This window comes from Cellulomonas telluris (assembly GCF_004886325.1).
GTDB classification, from domain to species: Bacteria; Actinomycetota; Actinomycetes; order Actinomycetales; family Cellulomonadaceae; genus Cellulomonas; species Cellulomonas telluris.
The window spans coordinates 521,834-537,073 of sequence record NZ_QXFN01000004.1; the positions used below are offsets into that span (position 1 = coordinate 521,834).

13 protein-coding genes are annotated in these 15,240 nt (G+C 76.2%); 3 read left to right on the forward strand and 10 right to left on the reverse strand.

The features are described from left to right. Window positions 1-33: 33 nt before the first annotated feature. From FB586_RS14605 to FB586_RS14620, 4 genes are all read right to left on the reverse strand, one after another. Window positions 34-420, reverse strand: a complete 387-nt coding sequence (locus FB586_RS14605; RefSeq protein WP_136520047.1) for a hypothetical protein — start codon at window positions 418-420, stop codon at window positions 34-36. Next, window positions 417-776, reverse strand: a complete 360-nt coding sequence (locus FB586_RS14610; RefSeq protein WP_136520048.1) for a DUF948 domain-containing protein — start codon at window positions 774-776, stop codon at window positions 417-419. The genes FB586_RS14605 and FB586_RS14610 overlap by 4 nt, the downstream gene beginning before the upstream one ends. 173 nt (window positions 777-949) lie before the next feature. Continuing rightward, window positions 950-1,576, reverse strand: a complete 627-nt coding sequence (rpsD, locus tag FB586_RS14615; protein ID WP_136520049.1) for a 30S ribosomal protein S4 — start codon at window positions 1,574-1,576, stop codon at window positions 950-952. 255 nt (window positions 1,577-1,831) lie between these two features. After that, on the reverse strand, window positions 1,832-3,208 hold the full coding sequence (locus FB586_RS14620) for a replication-associated recombination protein A (RefSeq protein WP_136520050.1): 1,377 nt from the start codon (window positions 3,206-3,208) through the stop codon (window positions 1,832-1,834). Window positions 3,209-3,302: 94 nt separating this feature from the next. Between FB586_RS14620 and FB586_RS14625 the strand changes: the two genes are divergently transcribed. After that, window positions 3,303-5,546: an MMPL family transporter gene (locus tag FB586_RS14625; RefSeq protein ID WP_136520051.1), complete on the forward strand. Its 2,244-nt coding sequence runs from the start codon at window positions 3,303-3,305 to the stop codon at window positions 5,544-5,546. A gap of 37 nt (window positions 5,547-5,583) precedes the next feature. On the opposite strand, the gene FB586_RS14630 is transcribed toward FB586_RS14625, so the two are convergent. From FB586_RS14630 to FB586_RS14655, 6 genes are all read right to left on the reverse strand, one after another. Beyond that, window positions 5,584-6,378 carry a GNAT family N-acetyltransferase gene (locus tag FB586_RS14630; RefSeq protein ID WP_136520052.1) on the reverse strand — a complete coding sequence of 265 codons (795 nt, stop codon included), beginning with the start codon at window positions 6,376-6,378 and terminating at the stop codon, window positions 5,584-5,586. Next, a complete protein-coding gene (gene aspS / locus FB586_RS14635; protein WP_136520053.1) occupies window positions 6,375-8,168 on the reverse strand; it encodes an aspartate--tRNA ligase in 1,794 nt (597 codons plus the stop codon). The genes FB586_RS14630 and aspS overlap by 4 nt, the downstream gene beginning before the upstream one ends. A gap of 117 nt (window positions 8,169-8,285) precedes the next feature. Then, on the reverse strand, window positions 8,286-9,413 hold the full coding sequence (locus FB586_RS14640; RefSeq protein ID WP_136520054.1) for an Rv2578c family radical SAM protein: 1,128 nt from the start codon (window positions 9,411-9,413) through the stop codon (window positions 8,286-8,288). A 39-nt stretch (window positions 9,414-9,452) separates the two neighbouring features. Next, window positions 9,453-10,088 (reverse strand): hypothetical protein, encoded by a 636-nt coding sequence (locus FB586_RS14645; RefSeq protein WP_136520055.1) that lies wholly within the window; start codon window positions 10,086-10,088, stop codon window positions 9,453-9,455. A gap of 50 nt (window positions 10,089-10,138) precedes the next feature. Further along, window positions 10,139-11,524: a histidine--tRNA ligase gene (gene hisS, locus FB586_RS14650; protein WP_136520056.1), complete on the reverse strand. Its 1,386-nt coding sequence runs from the start codon at window positions 11,522-11,524 to the stop codon at window positions 10,139-10,141. Window positions 11,525-11,579: 55 nt separating this feature from the next. After that, window positions 11,580-12,302, reverse strand: a complete 723-nt coding sequence (locus FB586_RS14655; RefSeq protein WP_136520057.1) for an MBL fold metallo-hydrolase — start codon at window positions 12,300-12,302, stop codon at window positions 11,580-11,582. Between the two features lie 160 nt (window positions 12,303-12,462). Between FB586_RS14655 and FB586_RS14660 the strand changes: the two genes are divergently transcribed. Together FB586_RS14660 and FB586_RS14665 are read left to right on the forward strand one after the other, a co-directional pair. Beyond that, a complete protein-coding gene (locus FB586_RS14660) occupies window positions 12,463-13,239 on the forward strand; it encodes a peptidylprolyl isomerase (RefSeq protein WP_246036782.1) in 777 nt (258 codons plus the stop codon). Continuing rightward, window positions 13,236-15,218, forward strand: a complete 1,983-nt coding sequence (locus FB586_RS14665; RefSeq protein WP_246036783.1) for a DUF349 domain-containing protein — start codon at window positions 13,236-13,238, stop codon at window positions 15,216-15,218. The genes FB586_RS14660 and FB586_RS14665 overlap by 4 nt, the downstream gene beginning before the upstream one ends. Window positions 15,219-15,240: the final 22 nt, after the last annotated feature.

The window sequence follows — 15,240 nt, forward strand, 5'->3', positions numbered from 1 at the left end:
GGTGGTGCGGGCGGAGGGCGTCCGGACCGCGGGTCAGAAGAAGGTGGCCCGGCCGTCGTCGTCCGGGTCCTGGGTGGGCTCGTCGTCCCAGCCACGGGCGCGCAGGTCGCCGGCGAGGCCGGTCCGGCGCGGACCACCGCCGAGAGCGGTGCGCAGCTCGTCCTTGTGACGGGGCGCGGAGGCACGCAGCTCGTCGACGTCGACGTCGCCGACGAGGGCCTCGAGCAGCTCCGCCTCGCGGGCGGCGACGCCGGTGCGGAAGTCGTCGCGTGCGGCCTGCAGGGCCCGCGAGACGCGCGTGACGCCCTCGACGGTCTCGACGGTGCCCGCGGGTGCCCACGTCTCGACGACGCGGCGCCCGTTGCGGACGGCGACCGCGGTCAGCGCGACGCCGACCCCGACCCAGAAGAGGCGCTTCACCGGGGGCCCCGGCGCAGCCCGGCGACCGCGCGCCGCACGCCGTAGGAGAACGCGGCCACCTTCACCAGCGGCCCGCCGAGCGTGGCGGTGACGAGCGAGGTCAGGGCCGACACGTTCTCGCTCACCTGCGCGGCGGCGCTGGTGACCGTGTCCACCTTGTCCAGCTGCGTCGACGACGACGCCACGAGCTGGGCCGTCTCGTCGAGCACCGGCACGCTGTGGTCGGTGAGCCGGCGGACGGAGGCGCGCGCCTCGTCCAGCACACGGCCCAGCTTGACGAGCGGCACGGCCAGCGCGCCGACGAGCAGCACGAACGCGATGGCGGCGATGAGCCCGGCGACGTCCCCAGCGGACATGCGGCGATCCCCTCTCGGTGCGGGTGGGACGAGCGGCGGACGGCCGCACGACCCGGGCCACCCTACCCGCGCGGTGGGCGGCGGCCACGTGCACGAACGCCCCGCGGCGCGGCGCGCTGCGGGGCGTTCGTGCAGGACCGGGACGCGTGCGCCCCGGCCGGTGGTGCGGTGCGTCAGCGGGCGTAGTACTCGACGACCAGCTGGACCTCGCACGTGACCGGGACCTCGGCGCGCTTGGGGCGGCGCACGAGGACGGCGGTCAGCTTCTCGAGCTGCACGTCGAGGTAGCCCGGGACGGCCGGCAGGACGTCGCGGTGCGCGCCGGCGGCGGCGACCTGGAACGGCACCGTCGTCTGGCTCTTCGGCTTGATCTGGAGGGTCTGGCCCTCCTTCACGCGGAACGACGGGCGGTCGACGATCTTGCCGTCGACGAGCACGTGGCGGTGCACGACCACCTGGCGCGCCTGGAGGATCGTGCGGGCGAAGCCGGCACGCAGGACCAGGGCGTCGAGGCGGGTCTCGAGGTCCTCGACGAGGGCCTCACCGGTCAGGCCCGGGGCCTTGCGGGCGTTCTCGTACGCCTTGGCGAGCTGCTTCTCGCGCAGCGCGTACTGGGCGCGCAGACGCTGCTTCTCGCGCAGACGGACGGCGTAGTCCGACTCGGTGCGGCGACGGGCGCGGCCGTGCTCACCGGGCGGGTAGGGACGCTTCTCGAAGTGCTTGACGGCCTTGGGCGTCAGGGCCAGGCCGAGGGCGCGGCTCAGGCGGACCTGGCGGCGCGAGCGGGTCACACTGCTCACAGCGGTACTTCCTGTCGTGTCGTTGGACGATCACACCCGCGGACCGGAGCTCGGCTCCGGACGGAAGGGATCCCGGCGGGCGTGGGGCCGACCACGGTGCGGCGCGCGTCCCGCCCGTCGGAGACGGTGCGGCCGGCGTGCGTCGCGGGCTAGGGCCCCAGGCGGTCGTCCACCAGCGGTGGACGACCGAGCCACTCTACCGGCCCACCCCGGCCGGGCCCAAACGCCGACCCGCGCGCGGCCGTGCGGCCTGCGTCACGCCCGCCCGAGGATGTCGCGGATCCGTGCGAGGCGCTCCTGCACCGAGCGCTCGAAACCGCGGTCGCTCGGCTCGTAGTAGCGCGTGCCCGCCAGCTCGTCCGGCAGGTACTGCTGGGGCGCCACCGCGTGCGGCTCGTCGTGCGCGTACCGGTACCCCGCCCCGTGGCCCAGCGCCTTCGCCCCGGCGTAGTGCGCGTCGCGCAGGTGCGGCGGCACCGACCCGAGGCGTCCCGCCCGCACGTCCTCCAGGGCCCGGTTGATGCCCACGTACGCCGCGTTGGACTTCGGTGCCGTCGCCACGTGGACGACCGCCTCCGCGAGGATGATCCGCGCCTCCGGCATGCCGATGAGCGCCACCGCCTGCGCGGCCGCCACCGCCGTCTGCAGCGCGCTCGGGTCGGCCATCCCCACCTCCTCGGCCGCGGCGATGACGATGCGGCGTGCGATGAAGCGGGGGTCCTCCCCCGCCGCCACCATGCGCGCGAGGTAGTGCAGGGCGGCGTCGACGTCGGAGCCGCGCATCGACTTGATGAAGGCGCTGATGACGTCGTAATGCTGGTCGCCGTCGCGGTCGTAGCGCACGGCGGCGACGTCGATCGCCCGCTCGACCGTGGCGAGGTCGACCGCGACCGGCTCCTCGGCGCTGGCCCCCGGCGCGTCGGCCAGCGCGGCACCCGCCGCCGCCTCGAGGATCGTCAGCGCCTTGCGGGCGTCCCCGCCCGCCAGGCGCAGCAGGTGCTCGAGCGCGTCCTCCGCGAGGGCCACGGTGCCCGCCAGCCCGCGCTCGTCCTCGACGGCGCGCAGCACGAGAGCCCGGACGTCGTCGGTGGTCAGCGGCTGGAGCGTGAGCAGCAGGGACCGCGACAGCAGGGGCGAGTTCACGGAGAACGACGGGTTCTCCGTCGTCGCCGCGACGAGCGTGACCCAGCGGTTCTCGACGCTCGGCAGGAGGGCGTCCTGCTGCGCCTTCGTGAAGCGGTGCACCTCGTCGACGAACAGGACCGTCTCCGACCCGTCGGTGGCGAGGCGACGGCGCGCGTCGTCCACGACGGCACGCACGTCCTTGACGCCCGCCGTGACGGCCGACAGCTCCACGAACCGGCGTCCCGACGTCGCCGCGACGAGGTACGCGAGGGTCGTCTTCCCGGTGCCGGGAGGGCCCCACAGGACGACGGACGAGGGTGCGGCGCGACGCGCGGCGTCGTCCGCCGGCTCGACCAGGCGGCGCAGCGGCGACCCCGGGACGAGCAGGTGCGCCTGCCCCGCCACCTCGGCGAGCGAGCGCGGGCGCATGCGCACCGCGAGCGGCGCCCCCGCGGCGGGCGCGGGCACGCCCTGCGCGGTCGAGGTCACCGCGTCGAACAGGTCCATGCGACGAGCCTACGGTCGCCCGCCGACGCTCCGGCCGCCCGGCTCGTGCGGGCCTCGCCCCGCGACGTGCGGGGCCCGTCGGCGACCTGCCACGATGGCCCGCGTGTTCCCTCGCCTGGGCCGGCTCGTCGCCCACCACCCCCGCCTGACCGTCGTCGTGTGGCTGGTCCTCACCGTCGCGGGCTACGGCCTGGCCGTGCTCGGGGTGGGCGGCCAGACGCTGTTCGACCGCGTCTCGACCGGGGCGCCCGGCGTCGCGGGTGCCGAGAGCACGCAGGGGCAGGAGCTGCTGGCCGACGCCCGGACGTCCGGCCAGGCCGTCACGCTCGTGCTCGACGGCGTGGACCCGGCGACCCCCGACCTCGGCTCCGCGCTCGACGCCGCGCGGGCCGAGCTCGCGGACGTCGAGGGCGTCGCCGCCGTGATCGACCCGCTGGCGCTGCCGGAGGGACCGGCCAACCCCGCGGCCGCGCCCCTGCTCGCCGAGGACGGCGACGGCTTCCTCGTCGTCGTCGAGCTCGAGCCGGACCTGCCCGCCGCGACCGAGGACGAGGCGCTCGCGACCGTCGAGCAGCGCCTGCGCGAGGTCCCGGGCGAGCTGCGGGAGGTCGCGCCGGACGTCACGGGCGTGGTGGGCGCGGAGCACCTGGTGGTCGAGGAGATCACGGACCAGGTCGAGGAGGACCTGCGCACGGGTGAGCTCGTCGCGCTGCCGATCGCGCTGGTCGTCATGGTGCTGGTGTTCGGCGGGTTCCTCGCGGCCGCCATGCCGATGGCCGGCGCGCTGGCGTCGATCGCCGGCGGCCTCGGCAGCCTGCTCGCGCTGACGTACGTGCTCGACGTCGAGGCCTCGGTCGTCAACGTCGTGACCGTGCTCGGCCTGGGCCTGTCCATCGACTACGGGCTGCTCGTCGTCTCGCGCTTCCGCGAGGAGCTGCACCGCCGCGTCCACGACGACGGCGGCGCGGCGAGCCGCCGGCGGCGCGGCGACGGCGCGGTCGTGGCGGCCGTCGAGGCCACCATGGCGACCGCGGGCCGCACGGTGGCGTTCTCGGCCGTCACCGTCGCGATCGCGATCGCGGGGCTGCTCGCGTTCCGGCCCGAGATCCTCCGCGCGATCGCCGCGGCCGGGCTCCTCGTGGTGCTGGTGGCGGCGGCCACGGCGCTCACCCTCGTGCCCGCGCTGCTGACGCTCGCCGGCCGCCGCCTCGCCGGCGCCGGGGTTCTCGCGCGCGTGCCCGGTGTGCGCCGCCTGCTCGCCCGCGCGTCCGACGTGCGGCACGAGGAGGGCACGTTCTCGTCCCTCGCGGCACGCGTGCAGCGCCACCCGTGGTGGGTGATGCTCGGCGCCTGCGCCGTGCTCGTGGTGCTCGCCCTGCCCGTCCTGCGGATGGACCTGCGCATCAGCGGGATCGAGCTCCTGCCGTCCGGCACGACGCAGCGCGCGTACGTGGCCGCGCTCGAGGAGGACTACGCGGGGGCGTCGTCGCCCGCGGTGACCGTGGTGGCCGCCGCACCGCTCGAGGAGGCCACGGCCTGGGCCGAGGAGGTGGCGTCGCTCGAGGGCGTGGCCTCGGTGGACCCGCCGGCGACGACGGGCTCCTACGTCGTGATCGGGGTGCGTCCGGACTCGGACGACCCGGGTGGGGACGTCGCCGTGGACGTCGTGCGCGAGGTGCGTGCCCTCGACGCGCCGTTCGAGCGCTGGGTGGTCGGCCAGGCCGCGAGCCAGATCGACTTCACGGACGCCCTCGCCGAGCGCGCGCCGCTGGCGCTCGGGGTCGTCGCGGTCGCGACCCTCCTGCTGCTCTTCCTCATGACCGGCTCCGTCGTCATCCCGGTGAAGGCGCTCCTGACGAACACGCTGTCGATCCTCGCCTCGCTCGGGGTGCTCGTGTGGGCGTTCCAGGACGGGCACCTCGAGGGGCTGCTCGGGTTCGAGTCCACGGGTGGCATCGAGACGTACGTGCTCGCGCTCGTGGTGGCGTTCGCGTTCGGCCTCGCCATGGACTACGAGGTGTTCCTCCTCGCCCGCGTGAAGGAGCTGCACGACGCCGGGCACCCCACGGACGAGGCGGTCCGGCTGGGCCTGCAGCGCTCGGGGCGGATCATCACGTCCGCCGCGACGATCATCGTCGTCGTGTTCGCCGGGTTCGTCGCCGGCGACCTGGTCGTCATCAAGCAGGTCGGCTTCGCCCTCGCGGTGGCTGTCGTCATCGACGCCACCATCGTGCGGCTGCTGCTGGTGCCCGCCACCATGACGATCCTCGACCGGGCCAACTGGTGGGCGCCCCGGCCGCTGCGGCGGCTGTACGAGCGGTTCGCGATCCTGCACTGACGGGTGCTGCCTGCCGGGGTGCGCACGCCTCGCCGGGTCAGCGCCGCCAGGAGCCGTCGTAGCCGGGTGCCGCGTACGACGCGTTCTCCTCGTCCACGCTCATGCCGAGGCGCAGGTAGAGCCGCCGCGCGACGGCGTTGTCGGCGTACAGGCCGAGCGAGACCCACGCGAGGCCGGCGGCCCGGCCGGCGCGCAGCGCGACGGCGGTCAGCGCGGCGCCCAGCCCCTGCCCGCGGGCGTCCGGCACGACGCCCAGGCCGTGCAGGTGCCACGACCGGCGGCCGTCCAGGGCGCCCAGGCGGTCGGCGGCACCGATGACACCCACGAGCCGGCCGTCGGCGTGCACGCCCCACCAGCCGGCGTCGTCCGGGCCGCCGGGGCGTGCGTGCGACCCCGGGTTCGCCCGGGCGAGGCACGCGACGACCTCGTCGGCCGCGGACGCGTCCAGGCGTTCGACGCGGTCCTCCCCCGGCACGGGCGGCGGCGGTACGTCCGTCGACATCCGGTCCCAGGTGGAGTACGGGGCGACGCCCAGCGCGCCGAGCGTGACGGCGTCGAGCACCGTGGCGCGGGGCAGCGTCATCCAGGCGAGGTCGGGCCCGCCGGCCGCCGCCCGCTCCCCGGCGAGGTCCCGGACGAGCGCGGCCACCGCGTCGGCGTCCCCGACCCCGAGCACGACGTCGCCGATGTCGGCCGAGCGCACGAGCACGACGGCGCGGTCGTCACCGAGGACGCGCGCGTCGCGCCACCGGTCGCGGTCGGCCAGGAGCCACCGCCGGGCGCGGAACGCCTGCGGGAGGCGCTCCGCGAGCCCGTCGACCGTCGTCGTCACTCCGCCGGCGCGGCCTGCCCCGCCGCGCCCGTCGCCGGCTTCGGCTTGGCGTCCACGCCGGTCTCGCGGCGCTGCTCCGGCGAGATGGGGGCAGGGGCACCCGTCAGCGGGTCGTAGCCGCCGCCGGACTTCGGGAACGCGATGACCTCGCGGATCGACTCTGAGCGCGTCAGCAGCGCCGTGATGCGGTCCCAGCCGAACGCGATGCCGCCGTGCGGGGGTGCGCCGAACTGGAAGGCGTCGAGCAGGAAGCCGAACTTCTCCTGCGCCTCCTCCGGGCCGATGCCCATGACCGCGAACACCCGCTCCTGCACGTCCCGGCGGTGGATACGGATGGACCCGCCGCCGATCTCGTTGCCGTTGCAGACGATGTCGTACGCGTACGCGAGCGCGGCGCCCGGGTCCTCCTCGAAGCGGTCGACCCACTCCGGGGTCGGCGACGTGAACGCGTGGTGCACGGCCGTCCAGGCGCCGCCGCCGACGGCGACGTCGTCGTCCTCGCCGGTCGGCTTGAAGAGGGGCGCGTCCACGACCCACACGAAGGACCAGGCGTCCTCGTCGATGAGCCCGCCGCGGCGGCCGATCTCCAGGCGCGCCGCGCCGAGCAGCGCCCGCGCCTCGGACGCCGACCCGGCGGCGAAGAAGACGGCGTCGCCCGGCTGCGCGCCGACGGCGGCGGCCAGGCCGGCACGCTCGCTCTCCGAGATGTTCTTGGCGACGGGCCCGCCGAGCTCGCCGTCCTCGCCGACCGTCACGTACGCGAGGCCCTTCGCACCGCGCTGCTTCGCCCACTCCTGCCAGGCGTCGAAGCCCCGGCGCGGCGTCGACGCCCCGCCCGGCTGCACGACGGCACCGACGTAGGGCGCCTGGAAGACGCGGAACGGGGTGTCGGCGAAGTACGACGTGAGGTCCGTCAGCTCGAGCCCGAAGCGCAGGTCCGGCTTGTCGGTGCCGTACCGCTCCATCGCGTCGGCGTAGGTCATGCGCGGGATCGGCGTCGGGACCGTGTAGCCGATGAGGTCCCACAGGGCGACGAGGATCTTCTCGCCGAGGGCGATCACGTCGTCCTGGTCGACGAAGCTCGCCTCGACGTCGAGCTGGGTGAACTCGGGCTGCCGGTCGGCGCGGAAGTCCTCGTCCCGGTAGCAGCGGGCGATCTGGTAGTACTTCTCGAGCCCGCCGACCATGAGCAGCTGCTTGAACAGCTGCGGCGACTGCGGGAGGGCGTACCAGCTGCCCGGGGCCAGGCGCGCCGGCACGACGAAGTCGCGCGCGCCCTCCGGCGTGGAGCGGGTGAGGGTCGGCGTCTCCACCTCGACGAAGCCGTCGGCGTCGAGCACGCGGCGGGCGGCCGCGTTCGCCTTCGCGCGCAGGCGGATCGCGTGTGCGGGCGCCGGGCGGCGCAGGTCGAGGTAGCGGTGACGCAGGCGCGCCTCCTCCCCGACGGGCTCGTCGAGGGACGTCGACACCGGGAACGGCAGCGGCGCGGACTCGTTGAGCACGACGACCTCGTGGGCGACCACCTCGACCTCGCCGGTGGCGAGGTTGGTGTTCTCGTTGCCCTCCGGACGGCGGCCGACCTCCCCGGTCACCTGCAGCACGTACTCCGACCGCAGCCCGTGCGCGACCGCCTCGTCGCGGATGACGACCTGGGCGATCCCGGAGGAGTCCCGCAGGTCCACGAACGCCACCCCACCGTGATCGCGGCGGCGGTCCACCCACCCGGTCAGGGTGACGGTGGTGCCGATGTGCTCGGCTCGCAGGGAGCCGGCGGTGTGGGTGCGGAGCACAGCGTGGTCCTTCGGGTCGGGGTGGGTGGGGACGCGTCCGTCGGACGCCCGCACGATCCTAGTGGGCCGGTCCTGCGGGGGCGGCGCCGACCCGCACCGCCGTGCCGCGGCTGGCCGTCAGAACAGGGTGGGCGCGACCGTCGCGGCTGCGCGCGTCGTGCCGCCCCCACCGGGCCGTGCACCGGCCTCCGCCGGCGCTCCCCCACCCGACGGCGTGCCGTCCTCGGCCCCGCCCGACGCCGCGGGCCGTGACGTCGCCGCGGCGCGCCAGGCGCGCTGCTCGCGCGGGTCGGCGAAGCCGTGCCGGGCGAGCAGCGGCGCGACGCGTGCGTCGAGCCAGCGCCGGTACTCGTCCGGCGTGTACGCGCCTCGTCCGTACAGGCGCCGGTACCGCGCCAGCAGACCCGGCCGGTGCGTGCGCAGCCAGTCCTCCATGAGCGGCTTCACGGCGCCGCGCAGGTGCAGGGCCATGACGCTCACGCCGGTGGCGCCGGCGTCCGCCAGGGCGGCCAGCAGGGCGTCGAGGTGCTCCTCGGAGTCGGTGAGCCACGGCAGCACGGGCGCCACCAGCACCCCGCACGTCAGTCCCGCGTCGCGCACGGCCCTGATCAGCTCGAGGCGTGCACGCGGGGTCGGCGTCCCGGGCTCGAGCACGCGCTGCAGCTCGTCGTCGACCGTGGCGAGCGAGATGCTCACGGCCACCGACCCGCCCGACGCCGCCACGTCCGCCAGCAGCGGCAGGTCGCGGCGCAGCAGCGTGCCCTTCGTGAGCACCGACAACGGCGTGCCGGTGGACGCGAGCGCGTCGAGGATGCCGGGCATGAGCCGGTACCGCCCCTCGGCGCGCTGGTAGGGGTCGGTGTTCGTGCCGAGCGCGACGTGCTCGCGCTGCCAGGACCGCCGGCCGAGCTCGGCCCGGAGCACCTCGACGACGTTCGTCTTCACCACGATCTGCGACTCGAAGTCCCGCCCGGCCCCCAGGTCCAGGTACTCGTGGGTGGGACGGGCGAAGCAGTACGCGCACGCGTGCAGGCAGCCGCGCATGGGGTTGACGGTCCAGCGGAACGGCACGCTGGACGCGTCCGGCACGCGGTTCAGCGCGCTGCGGCACAGCACCTCGTGGAACGTGACGCCGGCGAACTCCGGGGTCCGCACGCTGCGCACGAGCCCGGGCAGCGTGCGCAGGTCCATGCCGGGCAGGACCCCGTCGGAGGCTGCCTCGACCTTCTGCCCGTCCCATCGCACGACGCTAGTCGAACACGTGTTCGAACGGGTGTCAACGCCTCAGCCGACCACGACGTGCACGGCGGTCACGCTGGGACGCTCCGGGACGGACGAGAAGCCGAAGCGGACCGGCGGTGCGACCGGCCGCAGCCCGCCGAGCGTGCGGTCGCCCCACCGGGCGTCGACCGCCACGAGCGCGTGCTGGTCGTGCGCGGCGTACCGCTCGGGGGTCCCGTCGACGCCGGAGCCCCGCGTCCGCACGCCGGGCAGCACGACGGCCGCCACGCCCGCGACGAGCCCGGCCGTCACCGCCGATCCCGTCACCGCCCGCGGCAGCGAGGACAGCAGGTGCCCGACCGGCGTCCGCCCGCCCAGCGTGAGCCGGGCGTCGAGCGGCCCCGCCTCGACGGTCCACGTCCGCGCGGCGCGGTCCGCCGCGACCCGCACGTCCACCACGTGCACCGCGTCGAACGTGTAGAGGCGCGTGACGAGGGCGGCGACGTCCTCGTCCGGGGCGAGCAGCACACGCGTGCCGTCGGGGCGCTCGACCATGACGTCCGCGAACGCGCCCAGCGGCGAGCGCAGCCAGCGGCCCACGACGATCCGGGTGCCCTCCTGCGTGCCGGCACCGGCGATGTGCCCGTCCAGCGTGAGGCGGTCGCCGCGGGCGGGCGGTGCGTCCGACGCGTGCGTCATGACGTCACGCTAGGGGCGCCGGGACGCACCCGCCCGCGGGCCGCGGCGCGTCACTCCCCCGCGACCGGTGCCACCCGCGGCCACAGGTCCTCGGCGGGAGGCGTCCACGTCGCCGGGTCGGCCGGCGCCTGCTCGCCCGACCGGATGTCCTTCACCTCGTCCTGGCGGGGGCTGCCGTCGGACGCGTCGTCGCCCACGAACCAGACGTACGGGATGCCGCGGCGGTCCGCGTGCCGGATCTGCTTGCCGAACTTCGCCGCGCTCGGCGCCACCTCGACCGGGACGCCGCGCGCCCGCAGCGCCGCGGCGACGGCGTCGGAGCGCCCGCGGCGGTCCTCGGACGTCACGGCGACGAGCACGGCCGTCGGGACCGACCGGGTCGCCCGCACCAGGCCGGCGTTGAGGAGCCGCGAGACGAGCCGGGAGACGCCGATGGACAGCCCGACGCCCGGGTAGGTCGTCGCGCCGTCGGACGCCAGCGTGTCGTACCGCCCGCCGGAGCAGATCGAGCCGAGGTCCTCGTGCCCGACGAGGACCGTCTCGTAGACCGAGCCCGTGTAGTAGTCGAGCCCGCGGGCGATGCGCAGGTCCGCGACGACGACGCCGGGCGCCCGCTCCGCCGCCGCCGTCACGAGCGCGCCGAGCTCGGCGAGCCCCTCCTCGAGCAGGTCCGTGCCCGTCCCGTGCTCGGCTGCCAGCGCGCGCACGCGGTCGACGACGCCGGCGTCCTCGCCCCGCACCTCCGCCAGGGCCAGGCAGGCGCGCGCCTGCTCGGGGCTGGCGCCGGCCTCGGCGACGAGCAGGTCCGCCACGGCGTCCGCCCCGACCTTGTCGAGCTTGTCGATCGAGCGCAGCACCGCGTCGACGTCCGTCAGGCCGAGCCCGCGGTAGAAGCCCTCGGCGACCTTGCGGTTGTTCACGAGGATGCGGACCGGCGGCACGCCGATCCCGCGCAGCGCCGCGAGGGCGTCGGCCATGACGAGCGGGAGCTCGACCTCGTAGTGGTACGGCAGCGCACCGGCGCCGACGACGTCGATGTCCGCCTGGACGAACTCCCGGAAGCGCCCGTCCTGCGGCCGCTCGCCCCGCCACACCTTCTGGATCTGGTAGCGCCGGAACGGGAACGCGAGGTGGCCGGCGTTCTCCAGCACGTAGCGCGCGAACGGCACCGTGAGGTCGAAGTGCAGGCCCAGCCGGCGCCCGGGGTCCTGCTCCTCGGCGTCGGCGTCCTCCTGCAGCCGGCGCAGCACGTAGACCTCCTTGGAGGTCTCGCCCTTGCGCAGCAGCTGGTCGAGCGGCTCCACCGCCCGCGTCTCGATGCCCGCGAAGCCGTGCAGCTCGAACGTGCGCCGCAGGGTGTCGAGCACGTGCTGCTCGACGAGCCGCCCCTCGGGCAGCCACTCGGGGAATCCGGACAGGGGTGTGGGTCGCGCCATGCGCCCGATGATCCCAGACGGGCGGGCGCGGCCGCCGCGCCGCCCGTCGGCGGCGTCAGCGCGGGCGCTGCAGGTACGGGTTGTGCGCGAGCTCGGTCCGCATGTCGGTCGCCGGCCCGTGCCCCGGGAGCACGACGGCGTCCGCCGGCAGCGCGGCGACGACGTCCCGCAGCGTGGCGGCCATCGTCGCGTCGTCCCCACCGGGCAGGTCGGTGCGGCCGATGCTGCCGGCGAACAGCACGTCGCCCGAGAGCACGACCGGCGCCGCGTCCCCGGCGTCCACGAGGTACAAGGTCGACCCCTCCGTGTGACCCGGGGCGTGCCGGGCGACGAGGCGGACGTCGTCCCACACGAGCTCGACGTCGGCCGAGCGGTCGACGCCGACCGCCCCGAACGGCTCCACGCGCGCGGGCGGCTGCCACGACGCGACGTCGACGCCCGCCGCGGCCAGGGCCTGCGCCAGGGGACCGTGCGGGTCGTGCCGGGGGTCCAGGAGGCCGAGCGTGCCGAACGGGTCGGCCAGCCGGTGGGCGTCCGCGGCGTGCAGCACGACGGGCACGTCGTAGGCCGCCGCGACCGCCGGGGCGTCCCAGGTGTGGTCGGCGTGGCCGTGCGTCGCCAGCACCGCGCGGGGACGCAGCCCCTCGCGCTCGACGAGGGCGCGCACCTGCTCCCCCGCCCCCGCGCCCACGTCCACGACGACGCACGACCGCGAGGGGCCGACGACGACCGAGCAGCGGGCGCCGAACACGGGCGCGACCAGCGTGAGGATCTCCATGCCACGCACGCTAGACCGCCGGCCGGCCGGGGCGAGGGCCGCGGCGTGCCGCGGCGTGCGCCCGGTGCCCGCGGCGTGCCGCGCCCTGCCTAGACTGTCCCGGGTCCGGCGGGGGTCCGGGGCGCGGCGCGGAGCGGGGTCGCGCGCACGACGACGAGGGGTGGCGGTGAACTCCAAGCGCGAGTACGAGCGGCGGCGGTACGAGAAGTGGCAGGCCCGTCAGGCCGCCTCCGTCGCCCGGTCCCGGCGCCGGCGCCAGCGCGTGATCGCCGGGACGGTGGTCGGCGCCCTGGTCGTCGGCACGGGCGTGGTGGCAGCCGTCGCGCTCTCCCGCGACGACTCGCCCGCGGCCACCGCCAGCCCGACCGCGGAGGCGACCCCCGCGCCGACGCTCCCCGCGCGCACCGGCAACGGCGGTGTCGTCCCCGACCCGGCGTCGGCCGAGGGGCGCAGCTGGACCGGGACCATCACGACGTCGGCCGGACCGGTGGAGGTCGAGCTCGACGGTGCGGCGGCCCCGCAGGCGGTCGCCAACTTCGTGACCCTCGCCCAGGAGGGCTACTTCGACGACACGCAGTGCCACCGTCTGGTCACGACCGGCATCCACGTGCTGCAGTGCGGCGACCCGACCGCGACGGGCACCGGCGGCCCCGGCTACAGCTGGGGCCCCGTCGAGAACGCCCCCGCGGGCGACGTGTACCCCGCCGGCACCATCGCCATGGCCCGCATCGGCAACGACGCCGAGTCGATGGGCAGCCAGTTCTTCCTCGTCTACGAGGACTCGACCATCCCGTCCGACTCGGCGGGTGGCTACACCGTGTTCGGCCGCATCACGTCCGGGTTGGACGTCGTGCAGGCCATCGCTGACGCCGGGACGCAGCCGGGTACCGAACGGCCCGTCCAGGACGTCATCATCGAGGGAGTGGAGATCCAGTGACCGAGCACACCACGACGCCGTCCGCGGACGACGCCGACCGGGCTCCCGCCCTCACGGAGACCGCGGCCGCCGCGGACCCCGCCACGGCGGACGACCGTCCGTCCGCGGACGACGCCGTCGTCGAGGACCTCACCGCCGCCCCGTCCGCGGCGGAGGACGCAGCCGTGCAGGAGGACGCCGCCGACGAGCCCACGCCCGCGGACGGCCCCGCCGACGAGCCCGTGGCCCCGGAAGCCACGGCCGACGCGACGCCGACGCAGGACGCCCCGGTGGCGGAGGCGGTCGAGGAGACCCCCGAGATCGAGGCCGCCACGGTCGAGGAGACCCCCGAGACCGAGCCCGCCACGGTCGAGGAGACCCCCGAGACCGAGCCCGCCACGGTCGAGGAGACCCCCGAGACCGAGCCTGCCACGGTCGAGGAGACCCCCGAGACCGAGCCCGCCACGGTCGAGGAGACCCCCGCGAGCGAGGTCGCGACCGCGGGCCCGGAGGGCACGGACGAGCCCGCGGAGGAGGCCCAGGACGGCGCGACCGCGCAGACCGGGACCGACGCCGCGACGGAGACCGCTCCCGCTGCTCCCCTGCCGGGTGGGCGCCCCGGCCCGCGCCCGACCCCTGGCTCGGTCCGACCCGGGCCCCGCCCCACGCCGCGGGCGGCGACGGCGGCGCCGGCCGCCCCCGCTGCCGTCGCGCCGGTCGCCCCGCCGGTCGACCCCGCGGAGGCGGCGCGCGCCGCCGAGTTCGGTCGCGTCGACGAGGACGGCACGGTGCACGTGCGCGAGGCGGCGGGCGAGCGCGTCGTCGGGCAGTTCCCCGGTGCGAGCACCGAGGAGGCCCTCGGCCTGTACGTGCGCCGCTACCTCGACCTGCAGGCGAAGGTCGCGCTCTTCGAGGCCCGCCTGTCGGCGACGGACCTGTCCGTCAAGGAGATCGACCAGACGCTGGCCAAGCTGACGCAGGAGCTCGCCGAGCCCGCGGCCGTGGGCGACCTCGACGGCCTGCGTGGCCGCCTCGAGGGGCTGCGCGAGCGCGCGGCCGAGCGGCGCGCCCAGGCCGAGGCGGAGCGCCAGGCGGCCCGGGAGGCGGCCGTCGCGGCGCGCACCCGGATCGTCGAGCAGGCCGAGAAGATCGCGACGACCGACCCGGCGCGGATCCAGTGGCGGCCCGCGGGCGAGCAGCTGCGCGCCCTCCTCGAGGAGTGGAAGGAGGCGCAGCGGCAGGGGCCGCGCATCGACCGTCCCACGGAGGAGTCGCTCTGGAAGCGGTTCAGCCACGCCCGTACGACGTTCGACCGTGAGCGCCGGCACTTCTTCGCGGAGCTGGAGTCGCGCAACGCCGAGGCGAAGGCCACCAAGGAGTCGCTCGTCGCGCAGGCCGAGGCCCTGTCCGGCAGCACGGACTGGGGTGCGACGTCCGCCGCGTTCCGCGACCTGATGGCCCGGTGGAAGGCGGCCGGTCGGGCGAACCGCCAGGTCGACGACGCGCTGTGGGCTCGTTTCCGCGCCGCCCAGGACGCGTTCTTCTCGGCGCGCGACGCGGCCAACCAGGCGGTCGACGCGGAGTTCCGCGCGAACCTCGAGGTGAAGGAGGCGCTGCTGGTCGAGGCCGAGGCGCTCGTGCCCGTGCGTGACATCGGGGGCGCCAAGTCGGCCCTGCGCTCGATCCAGGACCGCTGGGAGGCCGCGGGCAAGGTGCCCCGCGCCGACGTGCAGCGTGTCGAGGGGCGGCTGCGCGCGGTCGAGCAGGCCGTCCGCGACGCGGAGAACGCGCAGTGGCGTCGCGCGAACCCGGAGACGCGTGCCCGCGCCGAGGGCGCGGCCGCACAGCTCGAGCAGGCCATCGCGTCGCTCGAGGCGGACCTTGCGGCCGCCGAGGCGGCGGGTGACAAGCGCCGCGTCCAGGAGGCCCGTGCCGCGCTCGACGCGCGCCGGGCGTGGCTGGAGCAGGTGCAGCGCGCGGCCCACGACGCCCGGGGCTGACCCGCGGGGCCGGGGTGCGGGC